20 protein-coding genes and 1 pseudogene are annotated in these 24,828 nt (G+C 68.7%); 10 read left to right on the top strand and 11 right to left on the bottom strand.

Annotated features, from left to right (window positions below; all coding sequences use genetic code 11):
* Positions 1–148 precede the first annotated feature (148 nt).
* Complete coding sequence (locus VM780_RS11805; RefSeq protein WP_325447501.1) at positions 149–1,777, top strand: D-alanyl-D-alanine carboxypeptidase; 1,629 nt, start codon at positions 149–151, stop codon at positions 1,775–1,777.
* A 15-nt stretch (positions 1,778–1,792) separates the two neighbouring features.
* Here VM780_RS11805 and VM780_RS11810 read toward each other — a convergent pair.
* A pseudogene (locus VM780_RS11810) lies at positions 1,793–1,981 on the bottom strand (DnaJ domain-containing protein); the annotation flags it as partial.
* Between the two features lie 467 nt (positions 1,982–2,448).
* On the opposite strand from VM780_RS11810, the gene panC reads away from it, so the two are divergent.
* The 3 genes from panC to VM780_RS11825 all read left to right on the top strand — a co-directional run bounded on the left by panC (position 2,449) and on the right by VM780_RS11825 (position 4,353).
* Positions 2,449–3,339 carry a pantoate--beta-alanine ligase gene (gene panC, locus VM780_RS11815; RefSeq protein WP_325447503.1) on the top strand — a complete coding sequence of 297 codons (891 nt, stop codon included), beginning with the start codon at positions 2,449–2,451 and terminating at the stop codon, positions 3,337–3,339.
* A gap of 140 nt (positions 3,340–3,479) precedes the next feature.
* The gene (locus tag VM780_RS11820) at positions 3,480–3,935 is read left to right on the top strand and encodes a rhodanese-like domain-containing protein (RefSeq protein WP_325447505.1); all 456 of its coding nucleotides are present in this window, start codon (positions 3,480–3,482) and stop codon (positions 3,933–3,935) included.
* Positions 3,936–3,948: 13 nt separating this feature from the next.
* Positions 3,949–4,353: a rhodanese-like domain-containing protein gene (locus VM780_RS11825; protein ID WP_325447507.1), complete on the top strand. Its 405-nt coding sequence runs from the start codon at positions 3,949–3,951 to the stop codon at positions 4,351–4,353.
* 83 nt (positions 4,354–4,436) lie between these two features.
* Here the strand turns inward: VM780_RS11825 and VM780_RS11830 are convergent, their stop codons facing one another.
* From VM780_RS11830 to VM780_RS11860, 7 genes are all read right to left on the bottom strand, one after another.
* On the bottom strand, positions 4,437–6,557 hold the full coding sequence (locus tag VM780_RS11830; RefSeq protein ID WP_325447509.1) for a sodium-translocating pyrophosphatase: 2,121 nt from the start codon (positions 6,555–6,557) through the stop codon (positions 4,437–4,439).
* Positions 6,558–6,773: 216 nt separating this feature from the next.
* Positions 6,774–7,607 (bottom strand): lytic murein transglycosylase, encoded by an 834-nt coding sequence (locus VM780_RS11835; protein ID WP_325447511.1) that lies wholly within the window; start codon positions 7,605–7,607, stop codon positions 6,774–6,776.
* Positions 7,608–7,766: 159 nt separating this feature from the next.
* The gene (gene thiL / locus VM780_RS11840) at positions 7,767–8,759 is read right to left on the bottom strand and encodes a thiamine-phosphate kinase (RefSeq protein ID WP_325447513.1); all 993 of its coding nucleotides are present in this window, start codon (positions 8,757–8,759) and stop codon (positions 7,767–7,769) included.
* A gap of 7 nt (positions 8,760–8,766) precedes the next feature.
* Positions 8,767–9,228, bottom strand: coding sequence for a type II toxin-antitoxin system RatA family toxin (locus VM780_RS11845; protein ID WP_325447515.1), 462 nt, complete (start codon positions 9,226–9,228; stop codon positions 8,767–8,769).
* Positions 9,229–9,371: 143 nt separating this feature from the next.
* The gene (locus VM780_RS11850; RefSeq protein ID WP_325447517.1) at positions 9,372–10,346 is read right to left on the bottom strand and encodes a quinone oxidoreductase; all 975 of its coding nucleotides are present in this window, start codon (positions 10,344–10,346) and stop codon (positions 9,372–9,374) included.
* An 11-nt stretch (positions 10,347–10,357) separates the two neighbouring features.
* Positions 10,358–11,287 (bottom strand): hypothetical protein, encoded by a 930-nt coding sequence (locus tag VM780_RS11855; RefSeq protein ID WP_325447519.1) that lies wholly within the window; start codon positions 11,285–11,287, stop codon positions 10,358–10,360.
* A 58-nt stretch (positions 11,288–11,345) separates the two neighbouring features.
* Complete coding sequence (locus VM780_RS11860; protein WP_325447607.1) at positions 11,346–12,113, bottom strand: TerC family protein; 768 nt, start codon at positions 12,111–12,113, stop codon at positions 11,346–11,348.
* Positions 12,114–12,305: 192 nt separating this feature from the next.
* Between VM780_RS11860 and VM780_RS11865 the strand changes: the two genes are divergently transcribed.
* Positions 12,306–13,478 carry a UbiH/UbiF family hydroxylase gene (locus VM780_RS11865; RefSeq protein WP_325447521.1) on the top strand — a complete coding sequence of 391 codons (1,173 nt, stop codon included), beginning with the start codon at positions 12,306–12,308 and terminating at the stop codon, positions 13,476–13,478.
* Positions 13,479–13,481: 3 nt separating this feature from the next.
* On the opposite strand, the gene VM780_RS11870 is transcribed toward VM780_RS11865, so the two are convergent.
* A complete protein-coding gene (locus VM780_RS11870) occupies positions 13,482–14,429 on the bottom strand; it encodes an AEC family transporter (RefSeq protein ID WP_325447524.1) in 948 nt (315 codons plus the stop codon).
* 214 nt (positions 14,430–14,643) lie between these two features.
* Between VM780_RS11870 and VM780_RS11875 the strand changes: the two genes are divergently transcribed.
* Both VM780_RS11875 and hspQ read left to right on the top strand, forming a co-directional pair.
* Entirely contained in the window at positions 14,644–15,684 is a 1,041-nt protein-coding gene (locus VM780_RS11875) for a CoA ester lyase (protein ID WP_325447526.1), read from the top strand.
* Positions 15,685–15,749: 65 nt separating this feature from the next.
* A complete protein-coding gene (gene hspQ, locus VM780_RS11880) occupies positions 15,750–16,088 on the top strand; it encodes a heat shock protein HspQ (protein ID WP_325447528.1) in 339 nt (112 codons plus the stop codon).
* 77 nt (positions 16,089–16,165) lie between these two features.
* Here hspQ and VM780_RS11885 read toward each other — a convergent pair whose 3' ends face one another.
* Positions 16,166–16,894 carry an invasion associated locus B family protein gene (locus VM780_RS11885; RefSeq protein ID WP_325447530.1) on the bottom strand — a complete coding sequence of 243 codons (729 nt, stop codon included), beginning with the start codon at positions 16,892–16,894 and terminating at the stop codon, positions 16,166–16,168.
* Positions 16,895–17,159: 265 nt separating this feature from the next.
* Between VM780_RS11885 and VM780_RS11890 the strand changes: the two genes are divergently transcribed.
* The 3 genes from VM780_RS11890 (at position 17,160) to VM780_RS11900 (ending at position 21,240) form a co-directional block, all read left to right on the top strand.
* Positions 17,160–19,016: an extracellular solute-binding protein gene (locus VM780_RS11890; RefSeq protein ID WP_325447532.1), complete on the top strand. Its 1,857-nt coding sequence runs from the start codon at positions 17,160–17,162 to the stop codon at positions 19,014–19,016.
* 3 nt (positions 19,017–19,019) lie between these two features.
* A complete protein-coding gene (locus tag VM780_RS11895; protein ID WP_325447534.1) occupies positions 19,020–20,519 on the top strand; it encodes an AMP-binding protein in 1,500 nt (499 codons plus the stop codon).
* A 64-nt stretch (positions 20,520–20,583) separates the two neighbouring features.
* Entirely contained in the window at positions 20,584–21,240 is a 657-nt protein-coding gene (locus VM780_RS11900; RefSeq protein WP_325447536.1) for a DsbA family oxidoreductase, read from the top strand.
* 45 nt (positions 21,241–21,285) lie between these two features.
* Here the strand turns inward: VM780_RS11900 and mfd are convergent, their stop codons facing one another.
* Positions 21,286–24,798 (bottom strand): transcription-repair coupling factor, encoded by a 3,513-nt coding sequence (gene mfd / locus VM780_RS11905; protein WP_325447538.1) that lies wholly within the window; start codon positions 24,796–24,798, stop codon positions 21,286–21,288.
* Positions 24,799–24,828: the final 30 nt, after the last annotated feature.

Consider the following 24,828-nt stretch of genomic DNA (forward strand, 5'->3'; position numbering starts at 1 on the left):
GCACCGCACAACAGGACGTTCGCCTTAACCCCTCCGTAACCGCGTCTGCTTAGCGTCGTTGACTGCGCTGTCCGGGAGACGGCGGCGGCGTGAGACGGCGTCAGCAAGGGTCGACCGGCAACGTCGATCCGGCGCAGGCAATACGGGAATGCGTGTGATGAAGGCGAGTTGCGTTGTGAGTTGGAGCGGTCGGTTTGTCTCCTGCGTGGCGGCCGCAGGCGTCCTGGCGGGCGCGGTCCTGACCACCGTCGATAGCGCCGAAGCCCGATCGAAGCGGCGGCCGCACGCGGCGCAGCACAAGTCGCGCATCACCCCCGCCGCCACGTTCACCGGCGCGCCGAACTACGCGGCGCTGGTCGTGGATGCGAAGACCGGCGCCGTGCTCTACGAGAAGAACGCCGACGACCTGCGGTTTCCCGCCTCCGTCACGAAGGTCATGACGCTCTACCTCGTATTCGAGGATCTGGAGCGCTCCCGCATCAGCCTCGACAGCCGGATCACCATGTCGGCGCACTGCGCGGCGGCGGCGCCTTCCAAGCTCGGACTGCGGCCGGGCCTCGGCGTGCGGGTCGAAGACGGAATCAAGGCGCTCGTGACGAAGTCCGCGAACGACGTCGCCTGCGCCTTCGCGGAGAACCTCGAAGGCTCGGAGGCCGGCTTCGCCGATCGCATGACGCGCAAGGCGCGCGCGCTCGGCATGAACAGGACCGTCTTCCGCAATGCGTCCGGCCTGCCGAACCCGAGCCACGTCACCACGGCCCGCGACCTGGTGACCCTCGGCCGCGCCATCCAGGACCGCTTCCCTCGTTACTACGGCTATTTCGGCACGCGCTCCTTCACGTTCGCCGGCCGTACGATGCCGAACCACAACAAGCTGCTTGGCCGCGTCGAAGGCGTCGACGGCATCAAGACCGGCTACACCAACGCGTCCGGCTTCAACCTCCTCACATCCGTCAAGAGCCAGGGCCGCAGCGTCGTGGCGGTGGTCATGGGCGGCCGCACGGGCCCGTCCCGCGACGCGCACATGCGCGAGCTGATCGCGCTCAACCTGCCGAAGGCTCAGTCCGGCTCGCGCACCGCGCCGCTCGTCGCGGAGAACGATCGCGGCTCCGTCAGGACCACTCGCCCCGCAGTGATGGCGAGCGTGCCGACGCCGCTCGCTGCGCCGCCGCTTCCGGTTCGCGAGCGCGTGGCCGAGGCCGAGATCCCCCTGCCCGCCCCCGCGCCGGTCGCCTCCGGCGTCACGCCCAAGGCCGCGCCTCGCGTGGTCCCTGTCGACGAGCAGCCTGTCGTGGCGGCTGCGCTGCCGGTTGTGGCGGAGCCGGAGCCGGAGCCGGCGCCGGCTTCCGCCGAGGTCGGCCAGCCGATGCGCTGGGTCGTCGGCAATCAGCCCTCGGTCACCGGCAGCGTCGCGCGGACGGTGGCCGCGAGCGCGGACGATGCGTCTTCTCGGCCCGTGCGTGTGGCGTCGGCCACGCGTGACCTCGACGTCGCGCCGCGGCCGGCCCCGGCCGCCGAGCCGGCTCCGGTCCGGTCCGGCTGGATGATCCAGATCGGCGCCACCACCGAGGCCGAGCGCGCGCAGCAGTTGCTGTCCGACGCGCAGGCGAAAGGCGGCAGCATGCTGAAGCGCGCAGAGCCGTTCACCGAGACCTTCACAAAGGGCGAGACGACCTATTACCGGGCGCGTTTCGCGGGTCTCACCGAGCGGAGTGCGGACGCCGCCTGCAAGGCGCTGAAGCGCAGCTCGGTGAGCTGCTTTGCGATCAAGAACTGAGGCGGATCGGGGAGGCTAGGCATGTCGCCGCGCCGCGAGAACGTCCTTGGCGGCGTTGACCCTCGCCGCGAGTTCAGTCGACCCCCCTTGGTCGGGATGGACTTTCTTCATCAGCGTCCGATGCGCACGAGCGACCTCCTCCGCGCTCGCCCCCGGCTGCAAGCCAAGGATCTGATACGCCTCCTCTTCCGTCATTACGCCCGGCCGCCGGCGACGGACGTCTCCCTCTCGGCCCCCCGGGTTCGCGTGACCCTCGAAGTGCGGACCCCCTCCGGTCGGCCGGCCGCGACGCTCTCGTTCACCGACTCTTGAACGGGGGCGCTGCGCGAGCGCGCCTGTCCCGAACGCGCCGAGCGCCATCAGGATGAGGCCGGGCAGCGGCTTGCCCGTGAAGGCGAGCGCAAGACCGACGGCCCAGCATAGAGCCGAGGCGACCTGCACTGAGGGCCGCGCGCGCTTCGGGTCTGACTTGATGACGATGCGGCCCACCGCGACGACGGCCGCGAGCGCCATCGCTCCCAGAAGAATCCAGATCATGTCTTTCCTGCTCGTCCGCCGCGCCCGACTGAGGGCGCAGGACCGCGGCGAACGTGGCGTGGCGCGCAGCCCGACATCCTGATAACGCAGGCGCCCCGCGGCCGCGAGAGCCGCGAGGAGAGAGCGAACGCCCGATGCCCCGACCGCCTACCGTCGTCTCGACCGTCTCCGCGCTGCGGGATCGCCTGCGACCCTGGCGGGCGGCGGGCGAGCGGATCGCGCTGGTCCCCACGATGGGCGCCCTGCACGAGGGACATCTTGCGCTGGTCGCGCGCGCGGCCGAAGAGGCCGACCGCGTCGTCGTGTCGATCTTCGTCAATCCGACGCAGTTCGCGCCGCATGAGGATCTGGCGACGTATCCACGCGATCTGGCGGCCGATCTCCGGAAGCTCGAGACGACATCGGCCGAGCTCGTGTTCGCGCCGGACGTCGGCGAGATGTATCCCGCCGGCGCCTCCACGGTCGTCACCGTCGGCGGACCCGCAGCGGGCCTTGAAAGCGATGCGCGGCCACACTTTTTCGCCGGCGTCGCGACAGTCGTCACGAAGCTGCTGATCCAGTGCGCTCCGGACGTCGCCATATTCGGCGAGAAGGATTATCAGCAGGCCGCAGTGATCCGCCGGCTGGTCCGCGACCTCTGGCTGCCCGTCCGGATCGTGACCCTGCCCACAGTGCGCGAGTCTTCCGGTCTCGCACTGTCGTCCCGGAACGCCTATCTGAGCGCCGACGACCGCGCCAAGGCCGCTGCGCTGTACCGGTCGCTGACGGGGGCGGCAGGCTCCATTTCGGCTGGCGGGAACCCGGAGCAGGCTTTGATCGTTGCACGGCGAGAAATGGAGAGCGTTGGGTTCACGATCGACTATCTCGAACTCCGTGACGCGGAGAGCTTGGGCGCCCACGACGAAACTCTGGAGCGCCCGGCGCGGCTTCTGGTAGCCGCCCGTCTCTCAGGCGTTCGTCTAATCGACAATATTCCTGTCACGAAAGCTTCAAAGGGCGGACCGACAATGGCCGCGCCAAGGTAGAATACGCGTGCGCTGACCGAATCACTTTTGAGGGATCGCCTGACATGGCGTTCACGAGTTCTGCGCTTCCCGGCATCACTCCACTAACGGCCGTTCCGCGGCCAAGCAGCACTGCCAATCGCCGCGCCGACGCGCCGCTCGTGATCAAGGCGCCCGAGGCCCTCGCTTTGTGGCGTCGCAAGCAGGTCGTGATGGTCGATCTGAGCGACTGGGAGACGGCTGATCAGATCGGCTGGATCGAGGGATCGTTCCATTGTCCCCCCGGCGAGTTCGCCGGGCTGGTGGATCCCGCAAGCCCGCTGCACGCCCGACTGTTCGAGCCCGGAAAAATCTTCATATTCTATGGCGGCCCGAAGGCGGCGCCGCTCAAGGCCGCCAAGCGCGCCCGCGCGCTGGGGCTGCTTGGCGCCCGCGCCTTGCGCGGCGGTTTGCCGGCTTGGCGTAACGCTGGCGGCCGTGTGGCCGGGCACCCGAACAGCCCGTTCCCGGCGCTGAAGGCGTCCTTCAACATCGCGTTGAGATATGCGTTGGCCACGATGCGCCGGCGCTACGCGAAGGTGGGCCGCCGCGGCAGGCAGGCGACGCGCGGCGCCTGAGGCGCAGATCAGCTTGGCGCAGCAGATCACCCGAGGCTACCAGGCGCTGCTTGCAGACGCCGAGGCCCGAGTGGCCTCAATCGACCCGCATGAGGCGATCGCGCTGTGCGGGCGAGACGATGTGGTCTTCGTTGATCTGCGGGATCCGCGCGAGCTCGAGCGCGAGGGCCGGATGCCGGGCGCATTCCACTGTCCGCGCGGCATGCTGGAGTTCTGGATCGACCCGGAAAGCCCCTATCACAGGCCGATCTTCGCCCGCGACGCGCGCTTCGTGTTCTTCTGCGCGAGCGGCTGGCGATCGGCGCTCGCCGCGGACGCCGCTCAGTCGATGGGCCTGCAGCCCGTGAGCCATCTGGCTGGCGGCTTCACCGCGTGGAAGGCGGCCGGCGGCGCCGTCGAGGCCCTGCCGAAGTCCTAAAAGTCGTCCGCGGAGATCGACCCGGCCCGCGTCGCCGCAGGCCCGACCCGGCGCGCGTCGCCGCAGGCCGGGCCAAGCCGCCGTCAGCTGGCGTGAGCCAGGATGGCGAGCAGCAACAGCGCGACGATGTTGGTGATCTTGATCATCGGGTTCACAGCCGGGCCGGCCGTGTCCTTGTAAGGATCGCCCACCGTATCGCCGGTCACGGCCGCTTTATGGGCTTCGGAGCCTTTGCCGCCGTGATGACCGTCCTCGATGTACTTCTTGGCGTTGTCCCAGGCGCCGCCGCCTGAGGTCATCGACAGCGCCACGAACAGTCCCGTGACGATCACGCCGAGCAGCATCGCTCCGACCGCCGAGAACGCCTCGCTCTTGCCGGCTACGGCGAGCACGACGAAGTAGGCGAAGATCGGCGAAAGCACCGGCAGCAGCGACGGGATGATCATCTCCTTGATCGCCGCTTTGGTCAGCAGGTCGACGGCGCGCCCGTAATCGGGACGGTCCGTTCCCTTCATGATGCCCGGCTTCTCGCGGAACTGGCGGCGAACCTCCTCGACGATCGCCCCGGCGGCGCGGCCGACCGCCGTCATGCCCATGGCGCCGAACAGGAACGGCAACATGCCGCCGAACAGCAGGCCGACCACGACGTACGGGTTCGCCAGCGAGAAATCGAGCTTCACGTTGGCGAAGTAAGGATAGTCGGCGGCGTTCGCGATGAAGTGGTTGAGGTCGGACGTATAGGCGGCAAACAGCACCAGCGCGCCGAGCCCGGCGGAGCCGATCGCATAACCCTTGGTGACGGCTTTGGTGGTGTTGCCGACGGCGTCCAGGGCGTCGGTCGAGGTGCGCACCTCCGCCGGCAGGCCCGCCATCTCGGCGATGCCGCCGGCATTGTCCGTGACCGGTCCGAAGGCGTCGAGAGCGACCACGAAACCGGCGAGCGCCAGCATGGCCGTCACCGCGATGGCGATCCCAAACAGGCCGGCGAGCGAGAAGGTCACCATGATGCCGGCGATGATGACGAGCGCCGGCAGGGCGGTGGCTTCGAGAGAAACGGCGAGCCCCTGGATGACGTTCGTGCCGTGGCCGGTGACGGACGCCGCTGCGATCGACTTCACGGGCCGGTAGCCGGTGCCGGTGTAGTATTCGGTGATCACGACGATCAGGCCGGTGATGACGAGCCCGACGACGGCGCAGAGGAACAGGTCCCAGCCGGTGAAGGTCACGCCCGTCAAGGTCGTGTACTCGGCGTCGAAGCCGACCAGCGCAGCCGTCGCGATCGCGATGCCGACGAGCGAGAGGCCGGCCGACACTCCGAAGCCCCGGTAAAGCGCGCCCATGATCGACTGGTTCGCCGGCAGCTTCACGAAGAACGTGCCGGCGATCGAGGTTACGATGCAGGCGGCGCAGATGCCGAGCGGGTAGAGGATGAGGCTCGCGAGCGCGGGATTTCCGGCGAAGAAGATCGAGGCGAGCACCATCGTGGCGACGACCGTCACGGCGTAGGTCTCGAACAGGTCGGCTGCCATGCCTGCGCAGTCGCCGACATTGTCGCCGACATTGTCGGCGATCGTCGCGGGATTACGTGGGTCGTCCTCTGGGATGCCGGCTTCGACCTTACCGACCAGATCGCCGCCGACGTCGGCGCCCTTGGTGAAGATGCCGCCGCCCAGACGCGCGAAGATCGAGATCAGCGAAGCGCCGAAGCCGAGCGCCACCAGGGCGTCGATCACCACGCGGTCGCTGATGTCGTGGCCGAGGATCGAGGTCAGGATCGTGAAGTAGATCGCGACCCCGAGCAGAGCGAGGCCGGCGACCAGCATGCCGGTGACGGCGCCCGATTTGAACGCGACTTCAAGACCTGCGCCGAGCGAGCGCGTCGCGGCTTGGGCTGTCCGCACGTTGGCCCGCACGGAAACGTTCATGCCGATGAAGCCGGCGGCTCCCGACAGCACCGCCCCGATCAGGAACCCGAAAGCGACAGGAAGCGACAGGAAATAGGCCAGAAGAACGAAGATGACGACGCCGACGATGCCGATCGTCGTGTACTGCCGCTTCAGATAGGCCTGCGCGCCCTCGGCGATGGCTGCGGCGATCTCCTGCATGCGCGGACTGCCGGCGTCCGCCTCAAGCAGCGAGCGGGTCGCCCATACGCCGTAGACGATTGATAACAGCCCGAGAAGGACGATGAGCGTCAGCGCCATTGTGTCTGTTCCTTGAACGCGTTTCCAGCCGCGACCCATCGGAAGCCGTTCCGGCCGAAGCCGGGGCTTTGTTGTCTTCGTTGGGCTTGTATTCCCCGCCCCGCCGAAAGGTCACAGGGAGGCTGCCAGATGCGTTCAACTTCCGCAATGCGGCGAACAAGACGAAGCGGCGCGTTGTGACGAACGTCGAAGACTGCCCAACGCGCCGCCGCGCGGCTAGCGGCCGGAGCCGGTCGCCGCAGCGATCTTGGTGGCGAGCAGCGCGATGGTGCGCTGATAGACGCTCGACCGGTTCCACTCGTTGAACACGCTGAAATTAGCCGATCCTTCTTCCCAGCCCCCGCCGGCGCGCCAGCCGTGACCCTGCAGGTAGGTTCCGATGGACGCGATGGTGTCGGCCCCGGAGCGGACGAGATCACGGCGGCCATCGCCGTCGCCGTCCGTGCCGAACTTCAGGTAGGAGCTTGGGAGGAACTGCGCCTGGCCCAGCTCGCCATGCGCCGCGCCGCGCATCTCGGAGAGCGAGAGGTCGCCGCGGTCGACGATCTTCATGGCGGAGATCAGCTCACGCTGGAACATGTCGGTGCGACGGCAGTCATAGGCGAGCGTGGCGAGACCGTTGAACACCGGCTTCTTGCCCTGCACCTGGCCGAAATCCGTCTCGAGGCCCCAGATCGCCAAGATGACGGCGGCCGGCACGCCGGTGCGCTGCTCCGTGCGCTGGAGCACCGCGCCATAACGGGCCATGCGCGCTTTCGCGCCGTTGACGCGCGCGTTCGACGCCATGCGGGCGGAGAACTGCTCGAAGCTCTGCTTGAAGACCTTCTGGCTGCGGTCGAACGCGATCAGATTACGGTCATAGCTGACGTTTCCGAGCGCGGCCTCGGCCGTGCGCGCGGAAACCCCCTGAGCCTGCGCCTCCGATTTGAAGGCCTCCACCCACTGCTGAAAGCCTTCGCCGTTGTTGCCGCAGGTCGCCGCCGAGGCTGGTCCGGCAGCCGAAGCCGCCATCAGGAAAGCGACCGTGATTGAAGTCTTCATCTTAAGCATGTCGGCTCCGCCGCATTGTCCAGATCGAATGAACGGCCCTGAGCGGCCTTCTCGTCTCAGAGACGCAGGTTCGCGGCCCGTTCTGCTCACGGCTACGCGACGCTTTGCTTTATAGGACGGGCCGCCGAGGAATCGCCCCTCACGAGGCCACAAGCGTGGTTAGAAATGCGTGAAGGAGCCGCGTCCGAGGTCCAGCGGACGTCCGTGTCTATCGATCTCAACCCCGCCGCCGTCGACAAGAGCGCCGATATCCGTGACGGCGATGCCGGTCGCGGCCGCCTCGAACTCGAAGGCGGGCGCGTCGCCGGGATCGATCGCGAGCAGCAGTTCATAATCGTCGCCGCCCGTGAGCGCGGCGCCGAGCGCGGCCTCGTCATGCTCGACCGCGCGGGCCACGGCGCGCGACATCGGCACCCGCGCCGCGTCGATCACCGCGCCGCAGCGCGAGGCGGCGGCGAGCTTGCCGGCGTCTCCGGCGAGTCCGTCCGAGACATCCATCGCCGCCGTCGCGTAAGCCGCCACGATGCGGGAGAGACCAAGCCGCGGCTCGGGAAGCAGATAGCGGTCGAGCAGGCGTTCCCGTTCGGCGCGCCGAAGGTCCCAGCGCAGCGCCAGCCGCTCGTCCCGCCGCAGCCTGAGCCCAAGCGCAGCGTCGCCGATCGTTCCGGTGACATAGAGGCGCTGTCCCGGCGCGCCGCCATTGCGCCGCGGCACGTGCCCCTCCTGCGCGTATCCCAGGGCGGTGACGGACACCCAGAGCGGCCCGGGCGTCCTCACGGTGTCGCCGCCCAACAGGCTGATCCCGAACTCCTCCTGGTCGGCCGCGAGACCGTCGACGAAACCTTCCAGCCAATCGGTGGTCCAGTCGGACGGAAGCGCGAGCGTCACGAAATAGCCGGCCGGCGCCGCGCCCTTCGCGGCGAGGTCCGACAGATTCACCCGCAGCGCCTTGCGGGCGATGGCGTCCGGCGGATCGTCGGGAAAGAAGTGGACGCCTGCGACGACGGCGTCCGTCGTCACGACCAGGTCGCGCCCGTCGACAGCCGGGATCGTCGCGGCGTCGTCCAGCAGAAGAGCCGCCCCGGGCGCGGTCGCGAGCGGACGAAAGAAGCGCGCGATCAGCCCGGCCTCGTCGGGGCGGCCGACCGTCATCCCAACCTCACGCGAGGGCCCGCCGGCGGCCATACACCACATCGGCGCGCTGCTCGAAGGCTTCGGCGTAGCGTCGGAAGACCCGGTCGAACACCGATCCGACGAGCATGCCGAGGGTGCGGCTGCGCAATTCCCAATCGATGAAGAAGCCGATCTCACACCCGCCCTCGGTCGGCCGGAATGTCCAGCGGTTCTGGAGATGGCTGAACGGGCCATCGAGATATTCGACCAGGATGGTGCGCGCCTCCCGGTCGAGGGTGACCCGGCTCGTGAAGGTTTCGCGGATGATCTTGTAAGCGATCGTCATGTCGGCGACGAACACAGGTCGCTGGTCGCGCTCTTCGCGGCGCCGGATCCGAAGCGCCTCGCACAGCGGCAGGAACAACGGATATTTCTCGACGTCCGCCACCAGATCGAACATCTCGTCGGCCGTGTAGGGCACACGGCGGGTTGTGCGGAAGCTGGGCATCAGGCTCGCTGAGGATCGGCGGAGTAAAGACTATAGCGGAGGCGCCCCGCAGGGCGAAGTGCCACCACGCCAGCGGGGCGAGAGCGAGCTCGCAGCGTGGCAAGGCCAGGACGGCGCCAGGCCCCGCCAAGCCGGACGCAGCCTTACGGGATCAGGATCGTCGAGCCCGTGGTCGCCCTGCTCTCCATGGCCCGGTGGGCGTCCGCCGCGTCGGCGAGCGCGAAGCGTTGGCCGATGTCGATGACGACCGCGCCGGAGGCGATCACGCCGAACAGATCCTCCGCCGTCGCGAGCAGTTCCGCGCGGGTCGCGGTGTAGTGGAACAGGCTCGCGCGCGTGGCGTAGAGCGACCCCTTCTGGCCGAGCAGAGCGATCGGGAACGGCTCGACGGGGCCGGACGACTGGCCGAAACTCACCCAGAGACCGCGCTGCTTCAGGCAGTCGAGCGAGCCCGGAAAGGCGTCCTTGCCGACCGAGTCGTAGACGACGTCCACGCCCTTGCCGCCGGTGATCTCCCGCACCCGATCGACGAAGCTCTCGGTCCGGTAGTCGATGACATGGGCGCAGCCCTTGGTCTTGGCGAGCGCGACTTTCTCCGGACCGCCGGCGGTGCCGATCACGGTCGCGCCGAGATGAGCCGCCCACTGGCAGGCGATCTGCCCCACCCCGCCCGCCGCGGCGTGGAACAGGATCACGTGCTCGGGGCCGACCCTGAAGGTCCGCCGCAGGAGATATTGCGCCGTCATGCCCTTGAGCATGACGGCGGCCGCGATCTCGTCGCTGACGCCTGCGGGGATCTTCACAAGCTTGTCGGCCGGCAGCACCCGCTCCGTCGCATACGCCCCGAGCGGGCCGCCCGCATAGGCGACGCGGTCGCCGACCGCGACCTCGGTCACGCCCTCCCCGACCGCCGTCACGACGCCTGCGCCTTCCGAGCCGAGCGTGAACGGCAGAGGCTGAGGATAGAGCCCCGTGCGGTGATAGACGTCGATGAAATTGACGCCGATCGCGGTGTGCCGGATCGCGGCTTCGCCCTTGCGGGGCGCGGGTAGTTCGACATCCTCGAAGCTGAGGACGTCCGCGCCGCCCGTCTGGTTGATCCGGATCGCCTTGGCCACGGCGCCGCTCCTTACTTTGCAGATCCGAGCGCGCTGACGAAGTTCCGGAAGGTGACGTCCGGCGCGCTGGTGTTGTGTCGGGAAAGCTCGATCCGGTCGAACCGGACCTCGCTCGCATTGGCTCCCTTAAACTCCATGATGGGCGCGTTGTAGAGTCCCGCCGCGGTCCGCCAGTTGACGCGGGCCGCGTCGGCGTTGGTCGGGCTCACGAACATCGAGCGGATCGCCGCGAAGGGCGCCGGCGGATCGGCTTTCGGGAGCCCCTCGACCAGCACGTCGAGCGTGACGTGCCGACGATCGACCGCGCTGACCTTGAGCTCGGCCGAGCCGCCGCGAACGAATTTCATCCGGAACAGCTTCGCCTTCGGGTCGATCTCCAGTCGGGAGATGTCGACGATCGGCCGGTGCTGGGTCTCGACCGGGCCGATGAGGAAGGACGTGCCGTAGGCGGCGTTGGGGAAACGCTCCGGCGGCAGGGGCTTCGCTCGCCAATAGCCGTCGAACGGGTAGACGACGAGATATTCGATGAACTTGCCGTCGACCTTCTCGAACAGCTGAACGAGGTGCAGATCGCTCTCGTCCGTGTCGCCGACGACCACCTCGGCGCCCTTCGCGCGCCAGGACTCCGCATAGGTGTGCCCGACGATCCGTGTCTCGCCGTCGTCGTAGAGCGTGACCTGCTTGGGCGTGAACTTGTTCTTCGGATCCTCTTTCATCGCCTCGCAATTGGCGAAGTTCGGAGCGGTGTCGTCGGCCTTTAGATCATCCAGATAGACCGGCGCGCTGACGTCGATCTGGAAGGCGCGGACCCGCTGATCCGAGAGCGTGTAGTAGACATTGTCGAACTCGGCGCACCCGGTGGGTTGGCTCTGGTTCTCCACCCAGACCGTTCCGGGCTCCGCGTCCGCCGCGCGCACCGCGGCGCCCGGCGACGCCGCCAACAAAATCAGCGCCGCCGAAACCCGCCGCAATCCAGTCCGCATGTCGCGTCCCCGCCGCTCAGCCTTGCCCCGGTCGTCCGCTTCCCGGTCGCGTCGGAATGTCCACGCCCGCCGCCCGCGCCCGGCGCGTCTTCGCCAGCACGTTGAGCATCTCGACCATCACGGAGAAGGCCATGGCCGAGTAGATGTAGCCCTTCGGCACGTGGAAGCCGAAGCCGTCGGCGACGAGCACCATGCCGATCAGCAGCAGGAAGGCGAGCGCCAGCACCTTAGTGGTGGGGTGTCGGACGACGAAGTCGCTGATCGGGCCGGACGAGAAATACATCACCGCGACAGCGATGACGACCGCCGCCACCATGATCTCGATGTCCTCGGCCATGCCGATCGCGGTGATGATCGAGTCGATCGAGAACACGAGGTCGATGAGGATGATCTGCACGATGATCCCGGCGAACGCCTTCTGGACCGAGCCGCCCGCGCCGTGAGCCTCGCCCTCGATCGAGGCGTGCAGCTCTAGCGTCGCCTTGACGAGCAGGAAGCCGCCGCCGGCGATGAGGATCAGGTCACGCCAGGAGAAGCCGTGACCGAACGCCGAAAACACCGGCTCCTTCAACGCGATCAGCCAGGACAGCACGAACAGCAGCGCGATGCGGAAGACGAGCGCCAGACCGAGCCCGATCTGGCGGGCGCGCTTGGCCTGAGCCTCGGGCAGCTTTGCGACAAGGACCGAGATGAAGACGACGTTGTCGATGCCGAGGACGATCTCCATCGCCGTGAGCGTCACCAGGGCCGCCCAGGCCTCCGGGGTCATGAAGACCTCGAGCATCAGTTTCATCCTCCATCGTTGATCAGCCGCCGCGAGATAGCTTCGTGGTCCTGCAATACAAGCGCCTCCGGACGTTCCTGCCGATCACGAACCGCTCAGCCGCGGCGCCTTTCGCCCTGACAGGCCCACGACGCCTTCCGCCGGCGTGGGATCGGCCCTAAACCAGAACCCCGGAGAAGGAGCCTGAGCAGCATGGCGCGGAACGCTGAAGTCGCGGTGGTGGGCGGCGGCCCGGCCGGCCTGCTGGCCGCGCTGCTCGCCGCCCGCACGGGAGCGGCGACGACGCTGATCGCGCCGGCGCCGCCGCAGGACGCCCGCACCACCGCCCTGCTCGAAGGCTCGGTCGCGGTCCTGCGTGAGGTGGGCGTATGGGACTCGCTTCAGGACCTGGCCGCCCCGCTTCGGACCCTCAGAATCGTGGATGGCGGCCGGCGGCTGTTTCGCGCGCCCGAGGCGACCTTCCGGGCAAGCGAGCTCGGGCTCGAGGCGTTCGGCTGGAACGTGCCGAACGCCGCGCTCACCGCGGCCTTGGCGAACGCCTATGAAAACGCGCCCGGAGCGGTCCGGCTGTTCGCCGAGGCGCGCGAGAGCCGGCCGGGCGACGAGCTGATAGAGCTGACGCTGGATGACGGCTCGGCCGTCGAGGCGCAGGTCGCGATTGCGGCGGATGGGCGAAAATCCCTGCTGCGGGAGGCGGCCGGCATCGGCTTCAAGAGCCACCGCGCGCCGCAGACCGCCCTCGCCTTCTCGGTCTCGCACGACCGCGACCATGACGGCGTGTCGACCGAGTTCCACTTCGAGGAAGGTCCGTTCACGCTGGTGCCGATGCCGGGCCGACGGTCGAGCGTCGTGTGGGTCGCGACGCCGGGACAGGCGGAGGAGCTCGCCGCCCTGAGTCTCGAAGCTCTGGGCGAGGCCGTGACGCGCAAGAGCGGACGGCTGCTGGGCGCGATGCGCGTCGAGGGCTCGGTCGGACGGTTTCCGATCACGGTGGGCGCCGCGACCTGCTTTGCGGCGCGCCGCACCCTGCTGGTCGGCGAAGCCGGGCACGTGCTGCCGCCGATCGGCGCGCAGGGCCTGAACCTCGGCGTCCGGGACGCAGCGCGCGCCGCCGCAGTGATCGCCGCCGCCCGCGCCGAGGGGCGGGACCCCGGCGGTCCGCAAGCGCTGCGGGCTTACGGGCGCGCCCGCGCCGCCGACGTGCTGACCCGCGCCGCAGCGACCGATCTCCTGAACGTCTCCCTGCTTTCGTCGGCGCCGCCCGTCCATCTCGCGCGCGGCCTCGGCCTCGCCGCGATCTCGCGCATTGGCCCTCTCCGCCGTTTTGTCATGCGCGAAGGACTTATGGGCGCGCCGAGCCTCTGAGGCTCAGCCGAGCCAGCCGCCCACGATCAGCGCCAGAACGCTCGTGACGGTCAGCACCGAGCAGACGGTGCCGACGAGGATGACCGTCGACGCGCGTTCGACATAGACGCCGTACTGGCTCGCCATGACGAAGACATTGAGCGCCGGCGGCAGCGAGGCCATCAGAACGGCGGTCGCCACCCAAACGGGATCAAAGCCGCCGACGAGGTGAAGGATGCCGAACGCGATCGCGGGGTGGACCAGCAGCTTCACCGCCACCAGCGCGGGCAGTTCCAGCGGGATCCGCTTCAGCGGCGCGAGCGCGACCGTGACCCCCATCATGAACAGCGCGCAAGGCGCCGCCGAGCCGCTGAGCAGCGTCACCGTCCGCATCACGGGCTCCGGCGGCGCATAGTGGAAGTACGCCGCGAGGCCGCCCACGACCGTCGCGATGTTGAACGGGTGGAACGCGATGCGACGCAGCACGAGCCCGGCCGTCACCCAGGCGCTTTCGTGCCGCGGACCGGCGATCGACATCAGCAGCGGCACGAGCGTGAACAGCAGCGTGCAGTCGAACACGAAGATCAAGGCGGTCGGCGCCGCGGCGGCGGGACCCAGCGTCGCAAGCGTCAGCCCCGGCCCCATATAGCCGACATTCGAATAGCTCCCCGCCGCCCCCTGGATCGCCGCCTCCGGCAGACGGCCGCGGCTCGCCGCGAGGCCGATTCCGAGCGACAGCAGGAACGCCGTGAAAGTCGCGGCCGTGGTGACGGCCACGAAGCCGACATTCGCGAGCTCCTCGAACGGCGTCTTCGAGATCAGGACGAAATAGAGCGCCGGCACCGCCACATAGACGATGTAGATGTTGAACCAGGCGAGCCCGCTCTGCGGCGCCTTGGCGATCCGGCCGCACAGGAAGCCGAGAAAGATCAGTCCGAAGAACGGCAGCGCCAATCCGGCCACGTCGGTCATGGATTGGCGCGCTCCTCGGGTGGCGGGGTCCTGTAGGCTCTGGGGCTAAGTGCTCGCGACACACCGGTCAACGGCGGCCGCGGCATGGCTATCGTGACTGACGTCAGCGCCCGTCCCAGCATGGTCTTCGCCATGCGACGAAAGCCGTCTTGCGGCGCAACAATCGGGCCGCGAAACCTGCGCCTCCCTCATTCCCTAGCGAAAGGCCGCGAACATGATCGTCCCGAGCGCCTATTACCGTCCGCTCGCGCTTGGCGCGCCTGCGCCGTTCCGCGAGCCGCCGGTCAAGGTCGAGCGGATGATCCACTTCGTGCCGCCGCACGTCGAGAAGATCCGCGCCCGCGCCGGCGATCTCGCGAAGCAGGTCGACGTCGTGCTCGGCAATCTCGAGGACGCGGTTCCGGCCGACGCCAAGGAGGCCGCCCGCGCCGGCTTCATCCAGATGGCGAAGGACACCGACTTCGGCGCCGCCGGCCTCTGGATCCGGATGAACGCGCTCGACAGCCCCTGGGCGCTGGACGACGTGATCGAGATCGTCGGCGCGGTCGGCGACAAGCTCGACGTCATCATGCTGCCGAAGGTCGAGGGCTCATGGGACATCCATTATCTCGACCGGCTGCTCGCGCAGCTCGAGGCTCGGCATGGGCTCGCAAAGCCGATCATGATCCACGCCATCCTCGAGACCGCGCAGGGCGTGATGAACGTCGAGGAAATCGCCAAGGCGAGCCCGCGCATGCACGGCATGAGCCTTGGCCCGGCGGATCTCGCGGCGTCGCGCCGGATGAAGACGACGCGCGTCGGCGGCGGCCATCCGAGCTACGGCGTGCTCGCCGACAAGGAGGGGGACGGCGCCCGCGCCTTCTCGCAGAGCGACCTCTGGCACTACACGATCGCAAAGATGGTCGACGCCTGCGCGGCGAACGGCATCAAGCCGTTCTACGGGCCGTTCGGCGACTTCTCCGACGCTGAAGCCTGCGAGGCGCAGTTCCGCAACGCCTTCCTGCTTGGCTGCGTCGGCGCCTGGACTCTGCATCCGAGCCAGGTCGCGATCGCCAAGAAGGTGTTTTCGCCTGACGTCGAGGAGGTGAAGTTCGCCAAGCGCATCGTCGATGCGATGCCGGACGGCACCGGCGCCGTGATGCTCGACGGCAAGATGCAGGACGACGCGACCTGGAAGCAGGCGAAGGTCATCGTCGACCTCGCCCGGCAGATCGCCGAACGCGAGCCGGAGGCGGCCGAACGCTACGGCCTGTGAGCGGCGAGCCGTTGACGAGGGCGCGCGGCTCAGATCATGTCGCGCGTCCGAAAACGGGATTCACGATGCATTCCGAGCGCTCGCGCCGCGCCAAATTCACGATCGGCCAGGTGGTCAGACATCGCCTCCACCCGTTCCGAGGGGTGATCTACGACGTCGATCCAACCTTCTCGAACAGCGAGGAGTGGCTGGAGGCGATTCCGGCCGACGTGCGGCCGGAACGCGATCAGCCGTTTTATCACGTGTTCGCCGAGAACGAGGAAACCGAATACGTCGCCTACGTTTCGGAGCAGAACCTCGAACACGACATGAGCGGCGAGCCGGTTCGCCATCCGCAGGTGCCGACGATGTTCCGGCGGGGCGCGGACGGCTCGTACCAGATCCGCCGGGTGTTCATGAACTGAGCCGCTCCAGCGCGGCGCCGAACGAAAAACGCCCGGGCCAAGGCCCGGGCGTTTTGTCTTCCTGAACGCGGGAGGGCTTACTGGCCCTTGACCGGCGCCTTCTCCCCGATCGACGGACCGCCGTCGCTCGGCGGAACCGGCGTGGTCGGCGCCTGCAGCTTGTTGCGCTGCTGCTCGGCGAGCCGGTTCAGGCCCTCGTTCATTTCCTTCTTGTATTCCTCGATCGCCTTCGGGTCCGCAGCCGGACCCTCATAGGCCTTGGTGAAGCCGGAGAGGCTGACCGGGAAATTCAGGGTCTTGGCCTGCTGGTTCATCGCCTGCAGAACGAGATTGTTGCCCTTCTTCATGTTGTTGAAGAAGGCGTCGTTGATCTCGAGCTCGGCGTAGCAGGCGTTGGGGAAGCAGATCGAATACTTGCCGTTGGTCGGCGTGTTCTGATCGACCGCGATGCGCACGCCCGGCTGGATCAGCAGGCCGGGCGGAACCGCGGCAAGCACGAACTTCTTGTTATCGCCGCTCACCACCCGCACGGCGACGGAGGCGATCGTCTGGCCGGTCTCGGTCCGAAGATCGCGGGAGGTCAGGCAAACCTCCTTCTTGGCGTTCGGATCGGTGTTGCAGATCTTGACCCAGTTCGGCTGCGGCGGCGCAGGCGGGTTCGCCGGCATCGGACCCGGGCCGGCGGCGTCATCGGGCGCCTTCTGAGCGTCGCCCGCAGCGGGCTTGTCCTGCGCGTAAGACGGTACGGCGACGACGCCGATCGCCGCGGACAGCAGGGCGAGGCGCGCGATCTTACCCAGTTCCATGCAGTTTCCTTCCTGTCGTTCAGGACGACCCGGCTGGCTCAGCCGCCGCGCGTCTATAGTGAAATCCTGCGCGTCGCGCATCTACGCGGAAGCCGGTCGGCCGCGAAAGCGGAGACCGGCTGTCTGTCCAGCAAATACGGCGAGACAGTGACCTTCTTCGGCGCCCATGGCGGTCGCGGACTCACCGAGAGCGTCTGCGACGGCGCCTGTGATAACCTCCTTTTCAGGATTTGCGAATCGCGGCTCGCGCCGGCCGCGCGAGAGAATGGCGACTGAGCCGTTGCAGGGACCAAGGATCGCGCGTCGGGACGTGCTCAGGGCGGCGCCTGCGCTTGCTCTCGCGCTTCTGCGCCCTCTGCCGGCGACGGCCGACGAGTCGCTCCCGCGTCGGCACGGCGTGGCCATGCATGGCGAGCCCGCCCTGCCGCCCGGCTTCGACCGCCTGCCCTACGCGCGTGCCGACGCGCCGAAGGGCGGCCGGCTTTCCAACGCCTGGCTCGGCGGGTTCGATACCCTGAATCCCTACGCCTATAAGGGCGCGCCCGCGCAGGGGCTGAAGGGCTTCGTCTATGAAAGCCTGCTCGCCCGCAATTATGACGAGCCGTTCGCGCTCTATGGCCTCGTCGCCGAAACCGTCGAACTGCCGGACGATCGGGACTTCATCGTCTTCCACATTGATCCGCGCGCTCGATTCTCCGACGGCGAGCCGGTCGGCGCCGACGACGTGCTGTTCACATTCGAACTGCTCCGGGAACACGGGCACCCCGCCTTCCGGTCAAATTACCGCCGCGTCCGCAATGCGACGGTGATCGACGATCGATCGGTGAGATTCGATCTGCCGCCGGAGGACCGCGAACTCGCGATGATTCTCGGTCTGATGCCGGTGCTCGCGAGTCACGCCACGGATGCCGGCCGCTTCGAGGAGACCACCTTTACCCCGCTGGTGGGCACCGGCCCCTATGCGGTGAGCGCGGTCGATCCCGGCCGCTCGATCGCCTACCGGCGCGATCCGAACTACTGGGGCCGGGACCTTCCGGTGAACCGCGGCCTGAACAATTTCGACGAGATCCGCTACGACTATTACCGCGACGCCAACGCCATGTTCGAGGCGTTCAAGCGCGGCCTGGTGGACGTTCGGATCGAGGCTGATCCGGTCCGCTGGACCACCGGCTACGACTTTCCGGCCGTCCGCCGCGGCGAAATCGCGCTCGAAAGCTTCAAGTCTGGCCTGCCCTGGGGCATGAACGCCTTCGTGTTCAACACCCGCAAGCCGATCTTCTCGGACGTGCGGGTGCGCGAAGCCCTCGGCTTCCTGTTCGACTATGAGTGGGTCGACCGGAACATGTTCGGCGGCGCCACGGTGCGCACGCAGAGCTATTACGAGGGCTCCGAACTGTCATCGCACGGACGCCCTGCGGATGCGCGTGAGCGCGAATTGCTGGCGCGGTTTCCCGAGGTCGTGCGGCAGGACATCCTTGAAGGAAGCTGGAGCGCGCCGAGCGGCGACGGCTCCGGACGGGACCGCGACCAACTGCGCAAGGCTCTCGACCTTCTCGCGGCGGCCGGGTGGTCGCTGAAGAATGGCGAACTCGTCCACGAGTCGGACGGAACCCCCTTCCGGTTCGAGATCATGGTTTCGACCAAGGAAGACGAGCGTCTATCGCTGGCCTTCGCGCGTGGGCTGGAACGCGTCGGCGCGCGCGCCGCCGTGAGGCTGGCGGACTCCATTCAGGCGTTTCGCCGGCTGCAGACCTACGACTTCGACATGATCGTCTACAACTGGGTCTCGTCGCTCTCGCCGGGCACCGAGCAGAAGAAGTATTGGAGCGCCGCGGCCGCCGACACGCCGGGGGAGCGCAACTACATGGGCGTCAGGGAGCCCGCGGTCGATGCGATGATCGACGCCCTGCTGGCGGCGCGGGAACGCGCGGACTTCGTCTCCGCCGTTCGCGCGCTCGACCGAGTCCTGCTCTCTGGCTTCTACGTCGTTCCGCTCTTCCACGTGAAAGAGCAGTGGATCGCACGCTGGAAGACGATCCGGCATCCCGACGTGACGCCGCTCTACGGACCCGTACTCGAAACCTGGTGGCGGACGACGTCGCCGGCCGGCACCGACGGTTGAGCCATGCGCCTTACTCCCTTCGCTCCTGATCCGATGCCGAATCCGGTCGCAGGCCGGCTGACGCTCGACGGCGTGCTCGAACTGAACGCCCGCCGGAATCCGGACGGACGCGCGCTCGCCGGCGACGGCCTGCCCTTCGCCGGCTCATGGCGGGACGTCGACCAGGCGACCTCGGCGCTCGCTGCGATCTTCGCCTCCTGGCGGCTTGGCGAGGACGCGCTCGTCGGCGTGCAGTTCGGCTCGAGCTGGCAGGGCGCTCTCGTCTGTCTGGGACTTTGGCGCGCCGGTCTCGTGCCGGCGATGCTGCCGCTCGGCTGGCGCCGCTTCGAGATAGCGCGCGCCCTGCTGTCGGTGGGCGCCAGCGCGATGGTGACGATGACCCGCGCCGCAGGCGCGCCGCTGGCCGAAATCGCCTGCGAGGTCGCGTGGGGACTGGAGGGCGTGCGGTTCATCGGCTGTTTTGGCGACGCCGCGCCTGACGGCGTGACGCCGCTTGACGCTGCGTTTTCGGACCCGGACGCGCTCTGGGAGGGGCGCGAGCGTCCGGAAGACGCGGCCGACCATGTCGCGGTGATCACCTTCGAAGCGGGCGGCGTCCCGGTTCCGAGAAGCCATAACGAACTCGTCGCGGCCGCCCTGACGCCGCTGCTCGCGGCTCGCCTTTCAGAGGAGGCCGCGCTTGTCTCCACCCTCGATCTCGCCGGGCTCGCAGGGCTCGGAACCGGCCTCGCGCCGTGGCTGACGACCGGAGCGACTGTCCTGTTCCACCAGGCCTCGGACGGCCCCGCGCTCGCCGCAGCGGTTCGTGAGGTCGAAGCGACGCACCTCACCCTGCCCGGCCGGGCGGCTGACCGTCTGATCGCGGAATGCGGGCTCGACGCCGGGCGCCTCCAGGCCGTCACCGCCGTCTGGCGCGCTCCGGACGGCCGCGGGCCGGCGAAGCCGCTCGGCGTCGAAGGAGCAGCGGTGGTGGACGCGGTCGCGATCGGCGAGCTTGGCCTGCTGGCGGGAGCGCGCACGAACGAGGCGCTGCACGCGCCGCTGCCGCTCGGCGCGTCCGGCCCTGAGGGGCTGGCGCCGCTGATCGACCTTCGCGTCCTGCCGGACGGACGGCTGTTCATCCGCGGACCGGCCTGCCCGCAGGCGGCTTTTCCGGGCGATCCCGGGGCCCCGACGCCGCCTTTCGGCGCCGACGGGTATCTCGACACAGGGCTTACCGGCATCGCGGATCGCGTGGTCGGCCGCGTGCTGCCGGGCGGACGCCGCCGTGGCGTCGCGCAGATCGGCGGGCTCGCGGTCAGCCTCGGGGACGCCGAGATGGCGGCCCGGGTCGCAAGCCTCCCCGGGAAGCTCGAGACGCAGGAGGACGCGCTTTTCGGGACCCGCTTTGTCCTCGGCGCCGGAGAAGACGGCGCGGCGGCCGATGCGATCGCCGCCGCGGGCTTCAGTCCGGCCCTGCTTCCGGCGTCCGCGGTCCGGGGTCGCGCCCGCGGCGCCGCCTGACGGGGTTACGATCCCGGCCGGGCGGCCCCATATCGGCTGCTTCACATCCGACAGGCCTGCTCTCATGTCCGTTCCGCTTGCGATCGACGTCTTCGCCGATCCCGTCTGCCCCTGGTGCTGGATCGGCAAGCGCCGCCTTGAAGCCGCGCTCGCCGCCCGCCCCGAGGTGGAGGCGGTGATCCGCTGGCGGCCCTATCAGCTGGATCCCGCAATCCCGCCGGAAGGACTCGACCGCGACGAATATCTCGAGAGCAAGTTCGACGACGTGGCGCGAGTGCGCGCGACGCTCGATCAGCTCACCGCCATCGGCCGCGACGAAGGCATCGCGTTTCTGTTCGCCGACATCACGCGCGCGCCGAACACGCTCGACGCGCATCGCGCCATCCGCTGGTCGGCCGAAGAAGGCCCAGTAGCGCAGAGCGCTTTGATCGAGCGGCTGTTCGAGGCCTATTTCACCGAAGCGGAGGACATCTCCGACCGTGACGTGATCGCCCGCGCGGCGGAGGAGGCCGGGCTCGACTGGGAGACGCTGCGCGACCGTCTCGACAGCGACGAGGACATCGAGGACGTGCGCGAAGAGATCGCCCAGGCCCGCGCGATCGGCGTCGAGGGCGTTCCCTGCTTCATCTTCGAGAACAAGCTCGTGGTGATGGGCGCGCATCCCCCGGAGGTGCTGGTCGAGGCGATCGACCGCGCGCTCGGGGATGAGGACGAGGCGTAAGGGCCCGCCGCCCGCGGGCGATTTAGGCGCGCCGCAGGGCGCGCGTCACGCCGCCTTTTTCGGCGCCTCGGCGATCCTGACCAGCTCCCGAAGCAGCTTGGCTGCGCCCTTCAGCCGCTTCTCCGGCGTTCCCCACTCGCGCTTGAACACGACCTTCATGTCCGGCCGCACCTTGGCGTTCGGACCTTCCTCGCGCGCGAGATGCGTCACGAGGCCTTCCGGATTGGCGAAGGAATTTTCGCGGAACGACAGCACGACGCCCTTCGGGCCTGCGTCGATTTTTTCGACATTGGCGCGGCGGCAGAGCGCCTTGATCGCGGCTGTCTCGAGCAGCTGCTTGACCTCGGTCGGCAGCGGCCCGAAGCGGTCGGCGAGCTCGCTCGCAAAGGCGTCCAGCGCCTCGTCGGTGTCGATCTCGGCGAGGCGTCTGTAGAGCGACAGCCGGATCGCGATGTCCGCGATGTACTCCTCCGGGATCATCACCGGCGCGCCGAGCGTGATCTGCGGCGACCACTGGTCCTGCGTGACTTCCGCTCCGCCCTCCTTCAGCGCCTCGACCGCGTCGGCCAGCATCTGCTGATAGAGCTCGTAGCCGACTTCCTTGATGTGGCCCGACTGCTCCTCGCCGAGCAGATTGCCCGCGCCGCGAATGTCGAGGTCGTGCGACGCCAGCTGGAAGCCCGCGCCGAGGCCCTCCAGCGACTGCAGCACCTTGAGCCGCCGTTCGGCGTTCGGCGTCAGGGTCTTGTTCGCCGGCACCGTGAACAGCGCATAGGCGCGCGTCTTGGAGCGGCCGACGCGGCCGCGCAGCTGATAGAGCGCCGCAAGCCCGAACATGTCCGCCCGATAGACGATCAGCGTGTTGGCGTTCGGGATATCGAGGCCCGACTCGACGATCGCCGTCGACAGCAGCACGTCGTAGTGGCCCTCGTAGAACTCGGTCATGATCTTCTCGAGCTCGCTCGCCGCCATCTGGCCGTGCGCCACGGCGACCTTCACCTCCGGCACATCGGACGTCAGGAAGGCGCGCGCCTCGTCGATGTCCTCGATCCGCGGGCAGACGAAGAAGGACTGGCCGGAGCGGTAGCGCTCGCGCAGCAGCGCCTCGCGCACGGTCAGCGGGTCGAACGGCGCGATGAAGCTGCGCACCGCCAGCCGGTCGACCGGCGGCGTCGCGATCATCGAGAGGTCGCGGACGCCCGTCATGGCGAGCTGCAGCGTGCGCGGGATCGGCGTCGCGGACAGCGTCAGCACGTGGACCTCGGCGCGCAGCTGCTTCAGCCGCTCCTTGTGGGTCACGCCGAAATGCTGCTCCTCGTCCACGATGACGAGGCCGAGATCCTTGAACTCGATCGACTTGCCGAGCAGCGCATGGGTGCCGACCACGATGTCGACGTCGCCCGAGGCGAGGCCTTTCTTGGTCTCCGCGGTCTCCTTGGTCCCAACGAAGCGTGAAGCCTGCGCCACCTTGAGCGGCAGCCCGCGGAAGCGCTCCGCGAAGGTGGCGTAGTGCTGCCGGGCGAGCAGCGTTGTCGGGACCACGACCGCGACCTGGCGGCCGCTCATCGCGACCACGAAGGCTGCGCGCAGCGCCACCTCGGTCTTGCCGAAACCGACATCGCCGCACACCAGCCGGTCCATCGGCCGGCCGGCCGCGAGATCGTCCAGCACCGCGTCGATCGCGGCCTGCTGGTCGTCGGTCTCGTCATAGGGGAAGCGCGCCGCGAACTCGTCGTAGAGGCCCTCGGGCGGCGTGGCGCGCGGCGCTTCCTTCGTCAGCCGGGCGGCGGCGATCTTGATGAGTTCGCCCGCCATCTCGCGGATGCGGTTCTTGAGCTTCGCCTTGCGGCCCTGCCAGCCCGAGCCGCCCAGCTTGTCGAGCTGCGCTTCCGTGCCCTCGGAGCCGTAACGGGTCAGAAGCTCGATGTTCTCGACCGGCAGGAACAGCTTGTCGCCGCCCGCATAATGCAGCTCGAGGCAGTCATGCGGAGCGCCTGAGACGTCGATGCTCTGCAGCCCGACGAAACGGCCGATGCCGTGATCGACGTGGACGACGAGATCGCCGGCGGCGAGGCCAGCCGCCTCCGTCAGATAGTCCTGGGGACGGCGGCGTTTCGCCTTGCCGCGAACGAGCCGGTCGCCGAGCACGTCCTGCTCCGCGATGACGGCGACGTCATCCGTCTCGAAGCCCTGCTCCAGACCGAGCACGCCGAAGGCCACGGCGTCCTTCGGCTGCGCCAGAGCCTCGCGCCAGGTGGCGACCATGCGGCGCGCGGCGACGCCGTGGTCGCCGAGAACTGTCGCCATGCGGTCACGGGCGCCGTCCGTCCAGGCCGCCACCAGGACGCGCTTGCCGTCCTCCTTGAGGGCTCGGATGTGGCCGACGACGGCCTCGAACACGTTGGAGTTTTCGTCCGCCCGTTCAGCCGCGAAGCTGCGTGAGCTCCGGACCCCGGCGTCGAAGACACGACCCTTGCCCGCGTCCGGCGGCGTGAACGGCGTCAGGCGGATCGGAGCCGCGTCGTCGATGCGCTCGCGCCACTCCTCGGGGGTGAGGTAGAGCGCGTCAGGCTTCAGCGGCTTGTAGGCCGTCGGCGACCTGTCGTGCTGCCGGGCGGTCTGACGGGCGTCGTAATAATCGGCGATCTGTGCGAGCCGCTCGCCCGCAGAGTCCTCGGCCAGCGGATCGAGCACGTAGCGCGCGTCCGGCAGGTGGTCGAAGAGTGTCCCGAGCCGCTCGTGGAACAGCGGCAGCCAGTGCTCCATGCCGGGGTAACGCCGGCCCTCGCTGATCGCGGCGTAGAGCGGATCATTCGGCCCCGGCACGCCGAAGGTCGCGGCGTAGGCCTGGCGGAAGCGCCGGATGGTGTCGGAGGTGAGCTGCACCTCGCTCATCGGCACGAGGTCGAGCGCGTGAAGCTGACCGGTGGAGCGCTGCGTCTCCGGGTCGAAGGGACGGATGGACTCAAGCGTATCGCCGAAGAAATCGAGTCGGATCGGCTCGGCGTGGCCTGCCGGGAACAGGTCGACGATGCCGCCGCGGATGGCGTACTCGCCATAGTCGCGCACCGTCGATGAGCGCAGGAAGCCGTTGGTCTCGAGCCATTCGCCCAGGGCCTTGAGGTCGACGACGTTGCCGGGCGCGGCCGAAAAGCTCTGGCGGGCGACGCTCTCGGGCGTCGCGACCCGCTGCAGCGCCGCCCCGGCGGTGGTCAGGACGATGCGGGGCTTGTCGCCGCCGCGCGTCGCGGCGAGCCGCGCCAGCGTCGTCATCCGGGCCGCCACGACCGGGCCGTTGGGCGAGACCCGATCATATGGCTGGCAGTCCCAGCCGGGGAAGACCAGCCGCTCGACCTCCGGCGCCATGAAGGCGAGCGCGCGATCGATCGCCGCCAGCCGGGCGCCGTCGCGGGAGATGTGGACCACGCCGCCAGCCGCGTGGCTCCGCGCCGAAAGGGCGCGCGCGAGATCTGCGACGAGCAGCGCGTCGAAACCGTCCGGCACCCCGCCGACGGTCGCGGGCTTGCGGTCGAGAAGAGCGTCGAGCTTCAGGGTCATGGTCTTTTGATCTGGGGACGCCGAAGCGCT

Source organism: Hansschlegelia sp. (assembly GCF_035538955.1).
In the GTDB taxonomy this organism is placed as follows: Bacteria; Pseudomonadota; Alphaproteobacteria; order Rhizobiales; family Methylopilaceae; genus Methylopila.